15 protein-coding genes are annotated in these 15,081 nt (G+C 73.8%); 8 read left to right on the plus strand and 7 right to left on the minus strand.

The genetic code is table 11. The features are described from left to right. The first annotated feature begins 141 nt into the window (after positions 1–141). Positions 142–924 (plus strand): peroxide stress protein YaaA, encoded by a 783-nt coding sequence (gene yaaA / locus ACZ6KF_RS00920; RefSeq protein ID WP_469236646.1) that lies wholly within the window; start codon positions 142–144, stop codon positions 922–924. A 669-nt stretch (positions 925–1,593) separates the two neighbouring features. Continuing rightward, positions 1,594–2,307 carry a bifunctional 4-hydroxy-2-oxoglutarate aldolase/2-dehydro-3-deoxy-phosphogluconate aldolase gene (gene eda / locus ACZ6KF_RS00925; RefSeq protein ID WP_469236648.1) on the plus strand — a complete coding sequence of 238 codons (714 nt, stop codon included), beginning with the start codon at positions 1,594–1,596 and terminating at the stop codon, positions 2,305–2,307. Here the strand turns inward: eda and ACZ6KF_RS00930 are convergent. The 3 genes from ACZ6KF_RS00930 to ACZ6KF_RS00940 all read right to left on the minus strand — a co-directional run bounded on the left by ACZ6KF_RS00930 (position 2,282) and on the right by ACZ6KF_RS00940 (position 5,192). Further along, positions 2,282–3,442: a bifunctional RNase H/acid phosphatase gene (locus tag ACZ6KF_RS00930; RefSeq protein ID WP_469236650.1), complete on the minus strand. Its 1,161-nt coding sequence runs from the start codon at positions 3,440–3,442 to the stop codon at positions 2,282–2,284. The two genes, eda and ACZ6KF_RS00930, sit on opposite strands and share 26 nt — an antisense overlap. Before the next feature lie 170 nt (positions 3,443–3,612). After that, a complete protein-coding gene (locus ACZ6KF_RS00935; protein WP_356632285.1) occupies positions 3,613–4,356 on the minus strand; it encodes a zinc ribbon domain-containing protein in 744 nt (247 codons plus the stop codon). Then, positions 4,353–5,192, minus strand: coding sequence for a Nif3-like dinuclear metal center hexameric protein (locus ACZ6KF_RS00940; protein ID WP_469174377.1), 840 nt, complete (start codon positions 5,190–5,192; stop codon positions 4,353–4,355). Before ACZ6KF_RS00940 ends, ACZ6KF_RS00935 begins: the two co-directional genes overlap by 4 nt. 187 nt (positions 5,193–5,379) lie before the next feature. On the opposite strand from ACZ6KF_RS00940, the gene ACZ6KF_RS00945 reads away from it, so the two are divergent. Both ACZ6KF_RS00945 and ACZ6KF_RS00950 read left to right on the plus strand, forming a co-directional pair. Next, a complete protein-coding gene (locus tag ACZ6KF_RS00945; protein ID WP_469236653.1) occupies positions 5,380–6,627 on the plus strand; it encodes a hypothetical protein in 1,248 nt (415 codons plus the stop codon). A gap of 98 nt (positions 6,628–6,725) precedes the next feature. Beyond that, positions 6,726–6,905: a hypothetical protein gene (locus ACZ6KF_RS00950; protein WP_469158031.1), complete on the plus strand. Its 180-nt coding sequence runs from the start codon at positions 6,726–6,728 to the stop codon at positions 6,903–6,905. Between the two features lie 129 nt (positions 6,906–7,034). On the opposite strand, the gene ACZ6KF_RS00955 is transcribed toward ACZ6KF_RS00950, so the two are convergent. Beyond that, a complete protein-coding gene (locus ACZ6KF_RS00955; RefSeq protein WP_469236655.1) occupies positions 7,035–7,946 on the minus strand; it encodes a MaoC/PaaZ C-terminal domain-containing protein in 912 nt (303 codons plus the stop codon). Positions 7,947–8,087: 141 nt separating this feature from the next. On the opposite strand from ACZ6KF_RS00955, the gene ACZ6KF_RS00960 reads away from it, so the two are divergent. The 4 genes from ACZ6KF_RS00960 to ACZ6KF_RS00975 all read left to right on the plus strand — a co-directional run bounded on the left by ACZ6KF_RS00960 (position 8,088) and on the right by ACZ6KF_RS00975 (position 11,223). Next, on the plus strand, positions 8,088–8,594 hold the full coding sequence (locus tag ACZ6KF_RS00960; protein WP_469158029.1) for a response regulator: 507 nt from the start codon (positions 8,088–8,090) through the stop codon (positions 8,592–8,594). After that, a complete protein-coding gene (locus tag ACZ6KF_RS00965) occupies positions 8,591–9,241 on the plus strand; it encodes a class I SAM-dependent methyltransferase (RefSeq protein ID WP_356632287.1) in 651 nt (216 codons plus the stop codon). The genes ACZ6KF_RS00960 and ACZ6KF_RS00965 overlap by 4 nt, the downstream gene beginning before the upstream one ends. A 37-nt stretch (positions 9,242–9,278) precedes the next feature. Then, positions 9,279–10,220: an N-acetylmuramoyl-L-alanine amidase gene (locus tag ACZ6KF_RS00970; protein WP_356632177.1), complete on the plus strand. Its 942-nt coding sequence runs from the start codon at positions 9,279–9,281 to the stop codon at positions 10,218–10,220. Between the two features lie 154 nt (positions 10,221–10,374). Then, positions 10,375–11,223: a hypothetical protein gene (locus ACZ6KF_RS00975; protein WP_356632179.1), complete on the plus strand. Its 849-nt coding sequence runs from the start codon at positions 10,375–10,377 to the stop codon at positions 11,221–11,223. A gap of 83 nt (positions 11,224–11,306) precedes the next feature. On the opposite strand, the gene ACZ6KF_RS00980 is transcribed toward ACZ6KF_RS00975, so the two are convergent. Genes ACZ6KF_RS00980 through ACZ6KF_RS00990 form a run of 3 tightly spaced genes read right to left on the minus strand, consistent with a single transcriptional unit; the run spans position 11,307 to position 14,948 of the window. Further along, positions 11,307–12,083, minus strand: coding sequence for a hypothetical protein (locus ACZ6KF_RS00980; RefSeq protein ID WP_356632181.1), 777 nt, complete (start codon positions 12,081–12,083; stop codon positions 11,307–11,309). After that, positions 12,070–13,656 (minus strand): substrate-binding and vWA domain-containing protein, encoded by a 1,587-nt coding sequence (locus tag ACZ6KF_RS00985; protein WP_469236657.1) that lies wholly within the window; start codon positions 13,654–13,656, stop codon positions 12,070–12,072. The genes ACZ6KF_RS00980 and ACZ6KF_RS00985 overlap by 14 nt, the downstream gene beginning before the upstream one ends. Next, complete coding sequence (locus tag ACZ6KF_RS00990) at positions 13,653–14,948, minus strand: hypothetical protein (RefSeq protein ID WP_469236660.1); 1,296 nt, start codon at positions 14,946–14,948, stop codon at positions 13,653–13,655. Before ACZ6KF_RS00990 ends, ACZ6KF_RS00985 begins: the two co-directional genes overlap by 4 nt. Positions 14,949–15,081: the final 133 nt, after the last annotated feature.

Consider the following 15,081-nt stretch of genomic DNA (forward strand, 5'->3'; position numbering starts at 1 on the left):
GGGCCGGTGCGGTGGCATCCGCGGGGCCGGTGCGGTGGCATCCGCGGGGCCGGTGCGGTGGCATCCGCGGGGCCGGTGCGGTGGCATCCGGGGCGTGGGGCACGCCGTACCCTGGCGCGGAGCTCGATCGAAGGAGTACGTGTGCTTGTCCTGCTGCCGCCCTCGGAAGGCAAGGCGTCGTCCGGCCGGGGCGCCCCGCTGAGGTTGGAGTCGCTGTCGCTGCCGGGGCTGAACGCCGCACGGGAGGCCGTCCTCGGCGAACTGGTCGACCTGTGTTCGGGGGACGAGGACAAGGCACGCGAGGTGCTCGGGCTGAGCGAGGGGCTGCGGGGCGAGGTCGCGAAGAACGCCGGGCTGCTGGGCGCGGGGGCGCGGCCGGCCGGGGAGATCTACACGGGGGTGCTGTACGACGCCTTGGGCCTGGCCTCGCTGGACGCGGCCGCCAAGCGGCGTGCGGCGCGTTCGCTGCTGGTGTTCTCGGGGTTGTGGGGCGCGGTGCGGGTGACCGACCGGATTCCGTCGTACCGCTGTTCGATGGGGGTGAAGCTGCCCGGGCTCGGGGCGCTGGGGGCGCACTGGCGGGCGCCGATGGCGCAGGTGCTGCCCGAGGCGGCCGGGGGCGGCCTGGTACTGGACCTGCGGTCGGCGGCGTACGCGGTGGCGTGGAAGCCGAAGGGCGAGGTCGCGGGGCGGACGGCGACGGTGCGGGTGCTGCACGCGCCGACGCGGAAGGTCGTCAGCCACTTCAACAAGGCGACGAAGGGGCGGATCGTCCGGAGCCTGCTCACGGCCGGGGTCGCGCCGAAGGGGCCGGCCGATCTGGTGGAGGCGCTCCGGGATCTCGGGTACGCGGTGGAGGTGTGGGCGCCGGGGAAGGGCGGGGTCGCCTGGGCGCTGGATGTGCTGGTGGACGAGGTGCACTGAGGAGCCGGCGGTGTTGGTCCTGGGCGGGGAGCACCGCTCCGGACCAAGGGCACGGTCCTGGGCGGGGAGCACCACTCCGGACCTGGAGCACGGCCGTGGGCGAGAGCACTGCTCCAGAGCACCGCTCCGGACCCGGAGCACGGCCGTGGGCTGGAGCACCGCTCCAGACCAGGAGCACCGCTCCGGACCAACGGCACGGTCGTAGGCGGTAGCACCGCTCCGGACCCGGAGCACCGGTCCTGCTTGAGAGCACCGCTCCACGGCTCCGGGAGAGAGCACTGCTCCATGTCGGGTACGCCCTCCAGGGCGGGAGCACCCTTCCGGCTACTGACACGCGGCGCCCCCCAGTTAGAGCACCGATCCCGGGGCGGAGCACCGCTCCCGGCGGGGGCGCCGCTCCGGGGCGAGAACAACGTTCACCGTCCGGAACGCCGCTCCAATGCGGCAACACCACCTCCAGAGCGGTGTTCCAGCCACGGAGCAGCGCTCTCATTCAGGATCGGCGCTCCCACTCCAGAGCAGCGCTCCCACTCAGGAGCAGCGCTCCGCCTCACGAGCGGCGCCCGCAACTGAGTAGCGGCAACGGCACGTGCTACGGAGAAGCGGAGCGAATTGCGCCCTGCGCAACGAGCGTTGCATGCTGCGCCCGGCGTCGGCAGGATCGCATCCATGTCCCCACCCGACGTTCCCTCCCCCGATGTTCCCTCCCCCGACGTGCCCTCCCCCGCCCCCCTCCCCAGGTCTCCTTCCTTCCTGGACCTCGCGGCCGGTGTTCCGGTCGTGCCCGTCGTCGTGGTCGACGATCCCGACGACGCCGTGCCGTTGGCGCGGGCGTTGGTCGCGGGCGGGCTGCCGGTGGTCGAGGTGACGTTGCGGACGCCGGGGGCGCTGGAGGCGATCGGGGCGATCGTCCGGGCGGTGCCGGAGGCGGTGGTCGGGGCGGGGACCGTGATCACGCCGGGGCAGGTGGCGGAGGCGGTCGGGGCCGGGGCGCGGTTCGTGGTGAGCCCGGGCTGGACGGACGTACTGCTGGAGGCGATGCGGGGATCGGGGGCGCCGTTCCTTCCGGGGGTGTCGACCGCGTCGGAGGTGGTGGCGCTGCTGGAGCGGGGCGTGCGGGAGATGAAGTTCTTCCCGGCTCAGGCGGCGGGCGGCACGGCGTTCCTCAAGTCGCTGTACGGCCCTCTGCCGCAGGCCCGCTTCTGTCCCACCGGCGGGATCGGGGCGGCGACCGCGGCGGAGTATCTGGCGCTGCCGAACGTGGCTTGCGTGGGCGGGAGTTGGATGGTTCCGGCGGACGCGGTCGCGGCGCGGGACTGGGGGCGGGTGGAGGCGCTCGCGCGGGCGGCGGCCGGGGTCAGCGCAGGTGCGAGGTGTCGTTGAGGAGGCGGACGCTGGGGTTGCCGTCGGCGTAGTACGCGACGACGGAGATCGACGCGGCCGACAGCTCCATGCGGAACAGGGACTCGGGCGGGGCGCCGAGGGCGAGGCGGACCAGGGTCTTAATGGGGGTCACGTGGGTGACCAGCAGGACCGTGCGGCCCGCGTACGCCGCGACCAGCTTGTCCCGGGCGGCGGCGACACGGGTCGTGGTGGCCGCGAAGCTCTCGCCGCCGCCCGTGGGTTGGGCCTCCGGCGAGGAGAGCCAGGCGCTCAGGTCCTCGGGGTGGCGTTCGTGCACCTCGGCGAAGGTGAGGCCCTCCCACGCGCCGAAGTCGGTCTCGCGCAGCCCGTCCTCGATGGCGACGTCCAGGCCGAGGCGGGCGGCGACGATGCCGGCGGTCTCGCGGGTGCGGGCGAGGGGGGAGGCGACGATCGCCTCGATCGTCCCGCGCCTCGCCAGCGCGGCGGCGACGTGCTCGGCCTGCTCCCGGCCGGAGTCGGAGAGGGAGGGGTCGCTGCCGCCGCTCCCGGAGAACCGCTTCTGCGGCGTCATCGGGGTCTCGCCGTGGCGGAGCAGGACGAAGGTGGCGGGTGCGCCGAGGTCGGGGGCGCCCCAGCCGACGCCGGGGGTGGCGACGTTCCGGGCGGCGCGTACGTCGGCGTCGCGGGTCGCGTCGGCCGTGGCGCCGTCGCCGATCCCCCCGTCCCGCGGAGCCCACCGCTCCCCTCGCGCCCCCGCGTCCATCGCCTCGTTCGCGAGCCGGTCGGCGTGTTTGTTGGACTCGCGCGGAATCCACTCGTACGTCACCCGATCCACCGGGAAAATCCCCGCCGCCTCCGTCGCCAGCGGCCTCATCGCGGGGTGCTTGATCTTCCAGCGGCCGGACATCTGCTCGACGACCAGCTTGGAGTCCATGCGGACGCGCACCCGCGCCGAGGGGTCCAGGGCGTGGGCCGCGCGGAGGCCGGCGAGCAGGCCGCGGTACTCGGCGACGTTGTTCGTCGCCGTGCCGAGGTACTCCGCCGCCTCGGCCAGCGTCTCCCCCGTCGCCGCGTCCAGCACGACCGCGCCGTATCCCGCGGGCCCGGGATTGCCCCGTGACCCGCCGTCCGCCTCGACGATGAACTCCCGCACCGGGAAGGCTCCTCCGCTCCCAAGGCCGGCCCTGCTCAGGCCTGCCGCTCCAAAAGACCCTGCCGGGCAGGCAAGCCCCGCATCCGAAAGATCCCGCCGGGCAGGCAAGCCCCGCAGGCCCTACCGTCCCACCGCCCTACCGTCCCACCGCCCTGCCGCTCCCTACCGCCTTACAGCCCCGACTCCGACGTCCGCACCAGGATCCGGCGGCAGTTCTCGCAGCGGATCACCGTGTCCGGCGCGGCCGAGCGGATCTCGTTCAGCTCGGTGATGGCCAGCTCCTGCCGGCAGCCCTGGCAGCTGCGCTGGTAGAGCCGGGCCGCGCCGATGCCGCCCTGCTGCTGGCGCAGCTTGTCGTACAGCTTCAGCAGCTCGGCGGGGACCGAGGCCGCGACGACCTCGCGCTCCTTGGTCACCGAGGCGACCTCGCCGTCGATCTCCTCGCAGGCGGCGTCGCGCCGGGCGGTCGCGTCGTCGATCCTGCCCTGCACCGAGCCGACGCGCTCGGTGAGTTCGGCGACCCGCTCCTGCGCGGACTCACGGCGCTCCATGACCTCCAGGACGACGTCCTCGAGGTCGCCCTGGCGCTTGGCGAGGGAGACGATCTCGCGCTGGAGGTTCTCCAGGTCCTTCGGGGAGGTGACGGCGCCGGAGTCGAGGCGCTGCTGGTCGCGGGCGGCGCGCTGGCGCACCTGGTCGACGTCCTGCTCCGCCTTGGTCTGCTCGCGGGCGCAGTCGCTCTCCTCGGTCTGCGCGGCCACCAGCAGGTCGCGCAGCTGCGTGAGGTCCTTCGTCAGCGACTCGATCTCGGCGTGCTCGGGCAGCGACCGGCGCCGGTGGGCCAGCTGCTGGAGGCGGACGTCGAGGGCCTGGACGTCGAGGAGTCGGATCTGGTCGGCGGGCGCGGCGTTCAGTTGGGGGCTCCAGGTGAAGGGGAGTGGCTGGTCCAGGGGTCGGTGACCGTCTTCGAGACGTGGACGCGCAGGTCCCATCCGTTCCGGTCGGAGATCTCGTCGAGCTGGGCTGCGGCCAGCTCGCACCAGGGCTGCTCGGTGGCCCAGTGCGCCGCGTCGAGCAGCGCGAGGGGCGTCCGGGCCCGTGCCTCGGACGCCGGGTGGTGGCGCAGGTCCGCGGTGAGGAAGGCGTCGACGCCGGCCGCGCGGACGTGGTCGAAGAGGCTGTCGCCGGAGCCGCCGCTGACGGCGACCGTGCGGACGAGCGCCTCGGGGTCGCCGGCGACCCGGATGCCCTGCGCGGTGGCGGGCAGCCGTGCGGCGGCGCGGGCGGCGAACTCGCGCAGCTGCAGCGGGTGGTCGAGTTCGCAGATCCGGCCGAGGCCGCGGCGGCCCTGCGGGTCGGTGGCGTCGGGCACCAGGGGCCGTACGACGCGCAGGTCGAGTGCGCCCGCGAGGGCGTCCGAGACGCCCGGGTCCGCGGTGTCGGCGTTGGTGTGGGCGACGTGCAGCGCGACGTCGTTCTTGATCAGGGTGTGCACGACCCGGCCCTTGAAGGTGGAGGCCGCGACCGTCGTCGTGCCGCGCAGGTAGAGGGGGTGGTGGGTGACGAGGAGGTCCGCGCCGAGCCGCACCGCCTCGTCGGCGATCTCCTGTACGGGGTCCACGGCGATCAGGACCCGGGTCACCTCCTGGACGGGATCGCCCACGACCGTGCCGACCGCGTCCCAGGACTCGGCCCGCTCGGCGGGCCACAGGTTCTCCAGCGCGGCGATGACTTCAGACAGACGGGGCACGGAAGACAGGCTACCTGCCTGTTTCGCCCCGCTGTACCCGTGCCGTCACCGCCAGCCCCGGCAGCACACCGGCCCCCGTTCCCTCAGCCGAACCGCCGTGGGGCCACCCGTATGTGTGAAGCGTTCGGCGGGCGCCGCGCCGCCTGTGCGTGCGAAAACTAGCGTCCTCACTGGAGGTGATCGAACGATGACGGCCTGTGCGTCTCCCGAGTATCCGGCTGCGCTGAAGCGAGAGGCGCCCCGCTCGACCCGCGCGACGGACGAGGACGCCGCGACCCCGGCCCCGCGGCCCCGTCGGCGGCCGGGCTGCGTGATCACGGTGGACGGTTCCTACGCGGCCCGGCTGGCGGGCGGCGGTGACGCGTGGTTCCCGGAGCGCTGGACGCTGGACGGCCCCGAGCCGTACGCCGTGCCGCTGCCCGCGCACCAGCCGGAGGAGCCCGGCACCGAGGTGCAGCCGATGGGCGACGGCCGGGTGCTGATCCATCGGGTCGCCGACGGGCGCCACCTGTTCGCGCTGCTGTACCCGACCGGACCGGGCACCGGTGAGCTGCCGCTCGGCGCGGTCGACTGCCGGGACGACGACACACTGGTACGGCTGCTGCCGCCCGCGCCGGGCGGCGAGCGGGCGTACGCCCTCGCCGTGGGCCGGCACGCGAGCGCCGTGTGGCTGGTGGCGGGCGGCGCTTTCGGGCCGGAGCATCTCGCGGAGATCCCCGGGCGTTGCTCGGGCGGGGTGTGGCTGGACGACTCGGGGCGGATGCTGGCCCTGGACCGGGAGGTCGACGGCCGCACCAAGACGGTCGTGGTGGACCTCGCGCGGGGCGGCGAGATCACGCCGCTGCTGCAGATCGCCGCCGGCAGCGACGACCGGCTGCTGCTCGCCGACGTCGACAGCGGGCTGCTGCTGATCCACTCCGACGCACCCGCGCCGGGTGAGGGCGGCCGGCTGGGCTGGGGGGTGCTGGGGAGCATGCTGCCGGTGCGGTTCCCGGAGTCGCTGCGGATCGAGGGCTGCGCGCTGACGCCCTTCGCGGTGCAGCCGGGGCAGGTGCTGACGCCGGAGAGCTGCGCGGTGGCGTTGCGGGTGGACGGGCCGGGCGGCGGCTGGGTGGGCATGTGGCGCCCGGCCGACCGGCGCGTACGCCATCTCGCCGCGCCCCAGGGCTGGTTGGCGGGCTCGGGGGTGTGGACCCGCGACGGTGTGCTGCGACTGCCGTACGCCACCGCGGCGACGCCCTGCGGGGTGGCCGAACTTCCCCTGGAACCAGCGGAGTTCCCGGTTCCGGGGGACACGAACCCGGAGGGTCCGGTCCCGGACGACGGCACGGCTTCCGCACCTGGGGAGCCGACGGAACCGGACCCTCCGGAACCACTCGCGCCCCGCCCCGTTCCGCTGCAACAGGCCCCGCTGGACCGGCTTGTAACGAAGTAGCGGCAGTCGGCGTGGCCGCCTGGATTCGCCCCGTGTGCGGCCGGTTAAACTCGCCCGGCTGTAGGAAAGATCATGTTTTGACGGGGTGAGTTCTTCCGATGCTTCCGACGAGCGACGTCAGCACGTCCAGCACGTCCCAGCAGCCGCACGACGCCCAGCAGCCCGGTCCCGGCCACGGCCGGCACCGGGGAGCGGTCTCGGCGCACGACACCGAGACGGCCCCGCGCGGCCGGCACCGCAAGCCCGCGGAGCAGCCGGCCGGCGCACGGCAGGGTTAGGCGACGAGCAGTACGGACAACGAGTAGCAGGTCGACGAGTAACCCGCTCAGCGAGCGGTGACCGAGGCCCCGTTCGCCATCCGGCGAACGGGGCCTTCGCCTTCGTCCGCCGTCTTCGTCCCGTCGCCCTCACCCGCAGCCGACGACCGTCTCCGTGAGCACCGGCGCGTCGCCCCGCTCGACCGCGGTCACCTCCACCCGCACCGGTACGTCCGCCCCCGGTGGCGCCGCCGCCCCCGCCCTCTCCCGCCGCATCCGCACGCGCAGCGTCTCCCCCGGATACGCCACCCCCGCGAACCGGGCGTCGTACGACCGCACCCGCGTCACGTCCCCGTCGAGCAGCGTGTCCACGACCGCCTTCAGGGTCATGCCGTAGGTGCACAGCCCGTGCAGCACGGGCCGGTCGAAACCGGCGGCCCGTGCGAAGGCGGGATCGGCGTGCAAGGGGTTGAGGTCGCCGGAGAGCCGGTAGAGCAGGGCCTGCTCCTCGCGGACGGGTAGTTCGACGGTCCGGTACGACGACGAGTCCGTCGGCGCGTCCGATGGCTCGCCCGGCGGCGTGGGCCGGTGCGTCGGTCCCGGGTCGCCGCTCCATCCGCCCTCGCCCCGCACGAAGACCCGCGCCTCCTCGGTCCACAGCGGCCCGTCCGCGTCGGCGGCGTCGGTGCGCAGGACCAGCAGCGCGGCCGTGCCCTTGTCGTACGCGGCGGTGAGCCGGGAGGTGACGGCGGCGCGTCCCTCGGGCGGGACCGGGCGGTGCAGGCGCAGGGACTGGCCGGCGTGCAGGACGCGGGCGAGGTCGACGTCGACGCCGGGGACGGAGAGGGCCTCGATCACTCCTGGGGCGCCGGCTCCGGCGACGGTGGCGAAGGAGGGCAGGACGTGGAGCCGGGACTCCAGGGTGTAGCGGAGTTCGCGCGGGTCGGTGGCGGGGCGGCCGGCGCCGATGCCGAGGTGGTAGAGGAGGACGTCCTTGGGGGTCCAGGCGATCTCACGCGAGCGGGGCTCGGCGGCGAGGGCCTTGGCTGCGTCGAGGGGCATGGCCTGTGCCTACCCCGGCGTGGGGGTCGACCGGCCTCCGCACGCACGGACGCACGGACGTTCCACAGACGCACGGACGCACAGACGGCCGGACGGCCGGACCGACAGGCCGCATCACCCCCTGCGGCCTACGCTGACCCCGTGAACGAGATGCCCCGCGACCACCGCCCGGCCCGGTCCGTGCGGGTGCTCCTGGCCGAGGACGGGAGCGTCGGTCGCGGGGCGTTGGCCGTGCTGCTGCAGCTGGCGGCGGACCTGCGGGTGGTGGCGCAGGTGCCGGCCGGGGCGGACGTGGTGGCGGCGGCGCTCACGCACCGCCCGGACGTCGCCCTCGTGGACGCCGAGCGGCCCGGTCCGCACGGCACGGACGGGGTGGACGTCGCGGTCGAGTTGCGCGACCAGGCGCCGGACTGCCGGGTGCTGATCCTCGCCACGGCCGCCCGCCCGGGCCTGCTGGAGCGGGCCCTCGCCGCCGGCGCCGCCGGTTTCCTCATCAAGGACGGCCCGGTGAACGACCTGGTCACGGCCGTCCGGCAGGTGCTGACCGGCGAGACGGTGGTCGACCCGGCCCTCACGCCGAGCGGCGCGTACGGCAGCATGGTGCGCCCACAGGGACGTACGACGGAAGGACCCCCATGCCCCCCATGACCGCGGCGCCGAAGCCGGAGATCCTGGCCGCGTTCGAGGGTGCGAAGGGGTTCATGCCCGTCGACGAGGGGCTGGCGCTGTACGGGGCGGCCGTGGCGGCGGGGCGGCTGGGGCTGCCGCTCCTGGAGGTCGGCACGTACTGCGGGCGTTCCACGGTCCTGCTCGCCGACGCGGCCCGCGCGGCCGGGGTGACCGCGCTCACGGTCGACCATCACCGGGGCAGCGAGGAGCAGCAGCCCGGCTGGGACTACCACGACCCGGAGACGGTGGACCCGGAGATCGGCCTGATGGACACGCTGCCCACGTTCCGCCGCACGCTGCACCGCGCGGGCCTGGAGGAGCACGTCGTCGCGCTGGTCGGCCGTTCCCCGCAGATCGCGCGGCTCTGGAACGCGCCGCTGGGCCTGGTCTTCGTAGACGGCGGTCACACCGACGAGCACGCGAACGCCGACTACGAGGGCTGGGCGCCGCATGTCGCCGAGGGCGGTCTGCTGGTGATCCACGACGTCTTCCCGGACCCGGTGGACGAGTTCACGGGGCAGGCCCCGTACCGCGTCCACCTGCGCGCGCTGGCCTCGGGCGCGTTCACCGAGGTGTCGGCCACCGGTTCGCTGCGCGTGCTGCGGCGTACCGGGCAGGGGATCTGAGCACGGGCGCTCGCAGGGCACGGTTAGGCTCGCGGACGTGTCCTACACCGGTCCGGAATTCGACGTCCCCCCGCGCCGGCGCCGCCGCACGGTGCTGATCGTGGCGCTCGCCGCGCTGGCGCCGGGGGCGCTGCTGGGTTGGCTGGCGTACGAGACCGTGGGCGGGCCGGGCGAGGGCAGCGGCTCCCGTGCCGCGACCGCCCCGGCCGCCTCCACGGCCCCGGCGGGCTCGACCGGCGCGACGTCCCTGCCCTCCCCCGAGGGGAAGGAGCCGACCGGCTCTCCGGCCCCGGCCGCCTCCGGCCCCCTCGCGGGCAAGGTGATCGTCCTCGACCCCGGCCACAATCCCGGCAACTTCACCCACACCACCGAGATCAACCGCCCGGTGGACATCGGGACGGCGCGCAAGGAGTGCGACACCACCGGCACGGCCACCGACTCGGGTTACCGGGAGGCCGAGTTCACGCTGGACGTGGCGCGGCGGATGCGGGAGCTGCTGCGGGAGCAGGGCGCCACGGTGAGGCTGACGCAGGACGACGACCGGCCGTACGGACCGTGCATCGACGAGCGGGCGCGGATCGGGAACGAGGCGCGCGCGGACGCCGTGGTGTCGATCCACGCGGACGGATCCGGGGCGGGCAACCGGGGGTTCCACGTGATCCTGCCGGGCGCGGTCGACGCGGGCGCGGCCGACACCCGGCGGATCGTCGCGCCCTCCCGGGAGTTGGGCGAGCGGATCGCCGGCGAGCTGGTGCGGGTGACGGGCAGTGCGCCCTCCAACTATGTGGGCGGCGGTACCGGTCTCGTCACACGTGAGGACCTGGGCGGTCTCAATCTGTCAACGGTTCCGAAGGTGTTCGTCGAGTGCGGCAACATGCGCGATAGCAAGGACGCGGCACTGCTGACCAGCAGCGCCTGGCGGCAGAAGGCGGCGCAGGGGATCTCCGAGGGAATCGTGGGTTTTCTGCGCGGACGGTGATCGACGCCTCGGTCCCGGCGGACAGCGTGATCGGACGGACGATAGTGTCGTCCCGACGATGAGGGGCCACCCCCGCGCTTCCCACCCGGCCTGACGGCGACACGGTGACAGCGACGCCTCTGCCGACGACGAGACGACCTACGAAGGACCTGAAGTGAATATCCGCTCCCTCACTCGAGGCGACGGCGTGGTGATCGGAGCAGCGGTGTTGCTGTTCATCGCGTCGTTCCTCGACCTGTACTCGCTCGACGACGCCCCCGACAGCCTCGACATCCCGAACCTGTGGAGCAGCGGGCCGGTCCTGCTCGGTGTCGTCCTGGCCGGGATCATCGGCGCCGCGCTCGTCGTCGTCGCCCGGGGGCTGCCGCAGCCGCCGAAGGTCGCGGGCCTCGACCTGGGCCCGTTCGGGGTCGCCTTCACCGTCTTCGCCGCGTGGAGCGCGCTGGGCAACGTCTTCGACGTGATGGGTGGCGCCGACAACTTCGAGGGCGCGAGCGACAGCGACATCGGTGCCGGCGTCGGCCTGATCCTGGCGCTCGTGGCCACGCTGGTGATGGCCGCTGCCGCCCTGGCCTCCCCCCTGGTCCCCGCCCTCAAGGCCCCCCTCGTCCCGGCCCCGCGTCCCGCCGCTCCGCAGCCGCCCTACGGCGGTCAGCCGCAGGGCGGTTACGGCTACCCGGGCGCCCAGCAGCAGCCGTCGTCCTTCGGCGGCCAGCCGCAGCCGGGCGGTCCCGCCGCCGCTCAGCCCTACGGCCAGCAGCAGCCCCAGCCCGGCCCGGCCGCGCAGCCGCAGCAGCCGGCCGGGGACTTCTCCCCGTTCTGGTTCGCGGTGCCGGTGCCGCGTCCGCTGTTCGCGGAGGACGGCTCGCCGACCCCGATCGCCGAACTGGCGCCGGGCACCTGGTACCTGGCCGTCGAGCAGCGCGGCGCGGCGCTGGTCGCGCAGACGCAGGACGGCCGCCGGGGCGTGCTGCAGGACACGAGCGGCATCCAGCGCGGCTGACGCCCTACGCCGACGCGCGACGGCCTCCCACCCCGCCCGGGGTGGGAGGCCGTCGCACTCTCCGCTGCGCTGCTCCGCGTCGCTCAGCGGAAGATGGCCAGCGGGTCCAGCGTCAGCTCCCGGCGCTCCGGGATCCAGGTGCGCACCATGCCGAGGCAGCGGGCCTGGAATTCGCCCTGGTAGTAGTCCGGGTTGCGGAACTCGCCGCGCCCCTCGGCCTCGTGGCAGATGACCACGACGTGGGCGGCGGGTTCGCCGGTGCCGTAGCGGGCGCGCAGCAGGACGTCGCCGTTCTCGGTGCGGCTCGCGGTGAAGCGGCCGGTGACGGAGACCCACTCCGTGGTGACGGCGCTCAGCGGGATCCGGCCGTCCTCGGAGCCGGCCGGGGGGTCGTCGGAGAGGGCGCGGTTGAGGACGAGGCGGCCGGTGATGAGGTCGGCGTCGACGACCATGTCCTCCTTGCGCATGGTGTCCATGAGGACGCCGATGACGTTCATGGGGGTGCTCTCCCGCAGGTACGTCGTGACGCGTTCCTTGGTGACGCCCCGGTCGGCCTTGCCGGTCCAGGAGAACAGCTTGCCGACGAAGCCCAGGTTGGTCGTGACGTTCATCCGGTCGGCGACCTCCTCGGCGAGGGCCTCGGAGAAGCGGCCGGCCTCGTAGATGTCCATGACCCGCTGTTTGTGCAGGTAGAAGCACATGCCGAGGACCGTGCGCCCGCTCCGCCTCCGGGGCCTGCGCAGCCAGCCCAGGCGCAGCAGGGCGTACCGGAGCAGGACGGCGCAGCAGACGGCCGTCAGGGCCCAGACGAGCAGCCACGGCCACCACAGGCCCCACCACTGACTGTCAATGACACCCACGGATCTCCTTGAACGCGTCGGTGAGGGAGGAGCGGCCCGCGTCCACCACGCGGCCTCCGGTCGCGTCGGCGACCCGGTCGAGGGCGGTGGCGTCGGCCTCTCCGAACTGGACGGGGAAGGCGGGGACTTCGTCGGCCTCGGAGCCGAGGGTCTCGTGCCGGCGCAGGAACTCCTCGTACGACAGGCCCGCGTTGTTCTCTCCGTCGGTCATCAGCACGATCGACACCGGTCGTCCGGGGTCGTCGCGGACGGCGTCGGCGGCGACGCGGTAGCCGTGGTCGAGGGCGGTCCACACGGCGGTGGCGTCGTCGTAACCGCCCCCGGAGACCGTCCTGTTGAGTTCCCGCAGGTCGGCGTCGCCGTGGACGGTCACCGTGCGTTCCTCCAGGACCCGCCCGCCGAACCGTACGACGGTGAGGCGTTCCCCGCGGTAGAAGCGGGCGAACTTGCCGGTGGAGGTGTCGTCGGCGCCGCTGAGCCCGGCGAAGGCGGCGCGCAGTTGGTCCATGCGGGCGCCGCGCATGGAGGTGGAGAAGTCGAGGACGAAGACGACCTGGTCAGCGGCGCGGGTGGCGGGGTCGCCGTAGTCGGCGACGAGGCGTTCGACGATGGAGAGCCGGTCGGGGAAGGAGAGGGCGTTGCCGACGGCGGTGCGCAGTTCGGGGGCGGGGGCGACGTCCTGGTGGACGGGGCGGCGGAAGGTGGCGCGCATCATGTCGCGCTGTGCCTCGTCGCCGAGCAGCCAGTCCGTCGCCCTGCGGTAGGCGTCCCGCCGGTCGGGGTCGAGGAGGAGGAGCGGGAAGTCGGAGAGGACCATGCCGTCGTCGGGGTGGATGATCTCCAGCGGTTCGGCGAGGTCGCCGGAGCGGTTGAGGGAGAGCAGTTCGGACTCGTGGGCGATGAGCGCGTCGGCGCGGGCGGGGTCGCGGGCGTAGCGGTCGAGGAGGTCGCGGGAGCTGGGCGCGGTGAGGGTCTGGCCGGAGCGGAAGCCGCGCAGCCGGTCGCAGGAGACGTCCTTCTCGCGCAGGGCGGTGCCGGTGCCGGCGGCGGCGGTGGCGACGCCGACGAGGGCGGCGCGGCCGGTGTCGCTGGTGCGCGGGTCGGCCATCCCGAACCGTACGGCGCCTTCGGCGGCGGCGTCGGCGACGTCGGCCCAGGAGATTCGCCCGCCGGGGGCGTCGGCGCGCAGGGTGCGGGCGAGGGCGGGGCGCAGTCCGACGACGACCGGTGAGCGCATGATCGCGGTGCTCTCGGGCCGGGTAAGCCGTCCGCCCGAGTCCTGCACCCGCAGGAGGAAGGACCGGTCGGAGGCGAGCCAGGCCAGGTCGTACGGCTGTGTGCCGGGCGGTGCCGGGTACTGGCCGTCGAGGTCGGCGTTGGCCGCGTAGTCCAGGTGCAGTTCGACGCCGGTGTCGTCCTCCAGGTCGTCCAGCAGTGGTTGCAGGTCGGCGAGTTCGGGGCTGGCGAGGACGCGCAGGGTGACGTGGTCGGGGTCGTCGGTGCAGGAGGTGAGGGCGGCGCCGAGGAGGGTGAGCGCGAGGGCGGCCGTGAGGGCGCGGGTGAGGCGGCTCATGGGGCGTCCTTGACGGGGGGCGGGCAGTTGCCGACGTGGTCGATGATCTCCTCCAGGACCTCCAGGGCGGGTTCGTAGACCTTGGTCTGGTCGCGGTTGGGGGTGGGGACCTGGATGCCGTGCCGCTCCAGGTGGGCGTTGAGCTGTTCGCTGGTGCCGTCCTCGCCGGAGAAGCGGACGCGGAAGCCGAGTTCTATGGCGCGGCGGCGCAGCCGGTCGTCCTCCTGCATCACGCGCACGAGGCGGTCGCCCTCGCCGCTGAGGGCGATCAGCTGGGGTTCGGTGAGGGCGTAGGGCGTCGGGTAGAGCAGGACGCGGTCGGTGTCCTGCCGGTCGTGCTTGTCGTGGTGGGCGGTCTGGTGGGCGAGGTACTGGTGCTCGTAGATGAGGGAGACGGGGGAGATGGACTCGCCGAGGTCGGAGAAGTAGCTGTCGGCCTGTTCGTCGGCCCACATGCCCTGGAGGTTGATGAGGGGTTTGATCTCGGCGGCGAGCCTGCGCACGGCGGCGCGGTCGCCGGTGCCCGGGGTGCGGTTGCCGTTGGCGACGAAGGAGAGGAGGCTCAGGTAGGTGCCGGCGGCGTTGGACTCGCAGACGCTGGAGGTGCGGACGAGGACGCGGCCGGTGTTGCTGCGCTCGCCCCCGGTCATGTCGTCGAAGCCGATGCCGTTCCAGGTGTCCGCCTCCGGGCCCCGGCCGTCCTTGGGGTCGTCGGGGTCGTCCACGCCGTCGAGCAGCTTCTGGAACCTGGTCATGTCCAGGTTGTAGTAGAGCGTGGGGGAGCCGTCGGCCGTGGGCTGGGGCGTCGCGACGCCGGCCGTGACGAGGGTCTTGGCGTAGTCGCGGAAGGTGCCGAGGACGAGCGGCGAGACGAAGGGGCGTACCGAACGCACGGACCGGTTCTGCCGGTTGAGGATCAGCCGGGCCGCGGGCTGTCCGGAGGGGAAGACGACGTCCATGCCCGTGAGGGACTGGGTGGCGACGCCGCGGGAGCCGAGGCGGTGGATGTCGACGCGTATGCCGTGCTCCAGCAGCAGCCGCTCCACCTCCGGGTCCTTGAAGTAGTCCGACTTCGACGCCATGCGCGCCTCGATCACGGTGACGCGTTCGAAGGGGCGCAGAACGTTGCCCGACACGAGCAGGGAGAGCAGTCCGGCGACGGCGAGCGGCAGGGCGAGGAGCACGTGCCGGGGCAGGCGCCGGCGTGCGGTGCGGCGGGTGGTGAGCCGCGGTTCGCCGGTCGGGGGCGTGCCGACCGGGGGAGTTCTGTCGGGGGTTCGGTCCTCGGACAACGGCCCTCCTGCCGCTCAGGGGGCCAGGATCATCAAGGACCCCGGCGAACATCATCCCCCGGAGGGGTCGACTCCGCGCCAACGGGAGGTGAAGGGCGATCAACGGTGATCGTCAACTGCCCCGTTTCAGCCA

The organism is Streptomyces sp. NPDC046379 (assembly GCF_055587785.1).

Excerpts from the sequence above, each read along its gene's own strand:
- eda (WP_469236648.1), top strand. The coding sequence starts at position 1,594 with ATGTCCCCACCCGACGTTCCCTCCCCCGATGTTCCCTCCCCCGACGTG.
- ACZ6KF_RS00945 (WP_469236653.1), top strand. The coding sequence starts at position 5,380 with ATGACGGCCTGTGCGTCTCCCGAGTATCCGGCTGCGCTGAAGCGAGAG.
- ACZ6KF_RS00950 (WP_469158031.1), top strand. The coding sequence starts at position 6,726 with ATGCTTCCGACGAGCGACGTCAGCACGTCCAGCACGTCCCAGCAGCCG.
- ACZ6KF_RS00955 (WP_469236655.1), bottom strand. The coding sequence starts at position 7,946 with ATGCCCCTCGACGCAGCCAAGGCCCTCGCCGCCGAGCCCCGCTCGCGT.
- ACZ6KF_RS00965 (WP_356632287.1), top strand. The coding sequence starts at position 8,591 with ATGACCGCGGCGCCGAAGCCGGAGATCCTGGCCGCGTTCGAGGGTGCG.
- ACZ6KF_RS00985 (WP_469236657.1), bottom strand. The coding sequence starts at position 13,656 with ATGAGCCGCCTCACCCGCGCCCTCACGGCCGCCCTCGCGCTCACCCTC.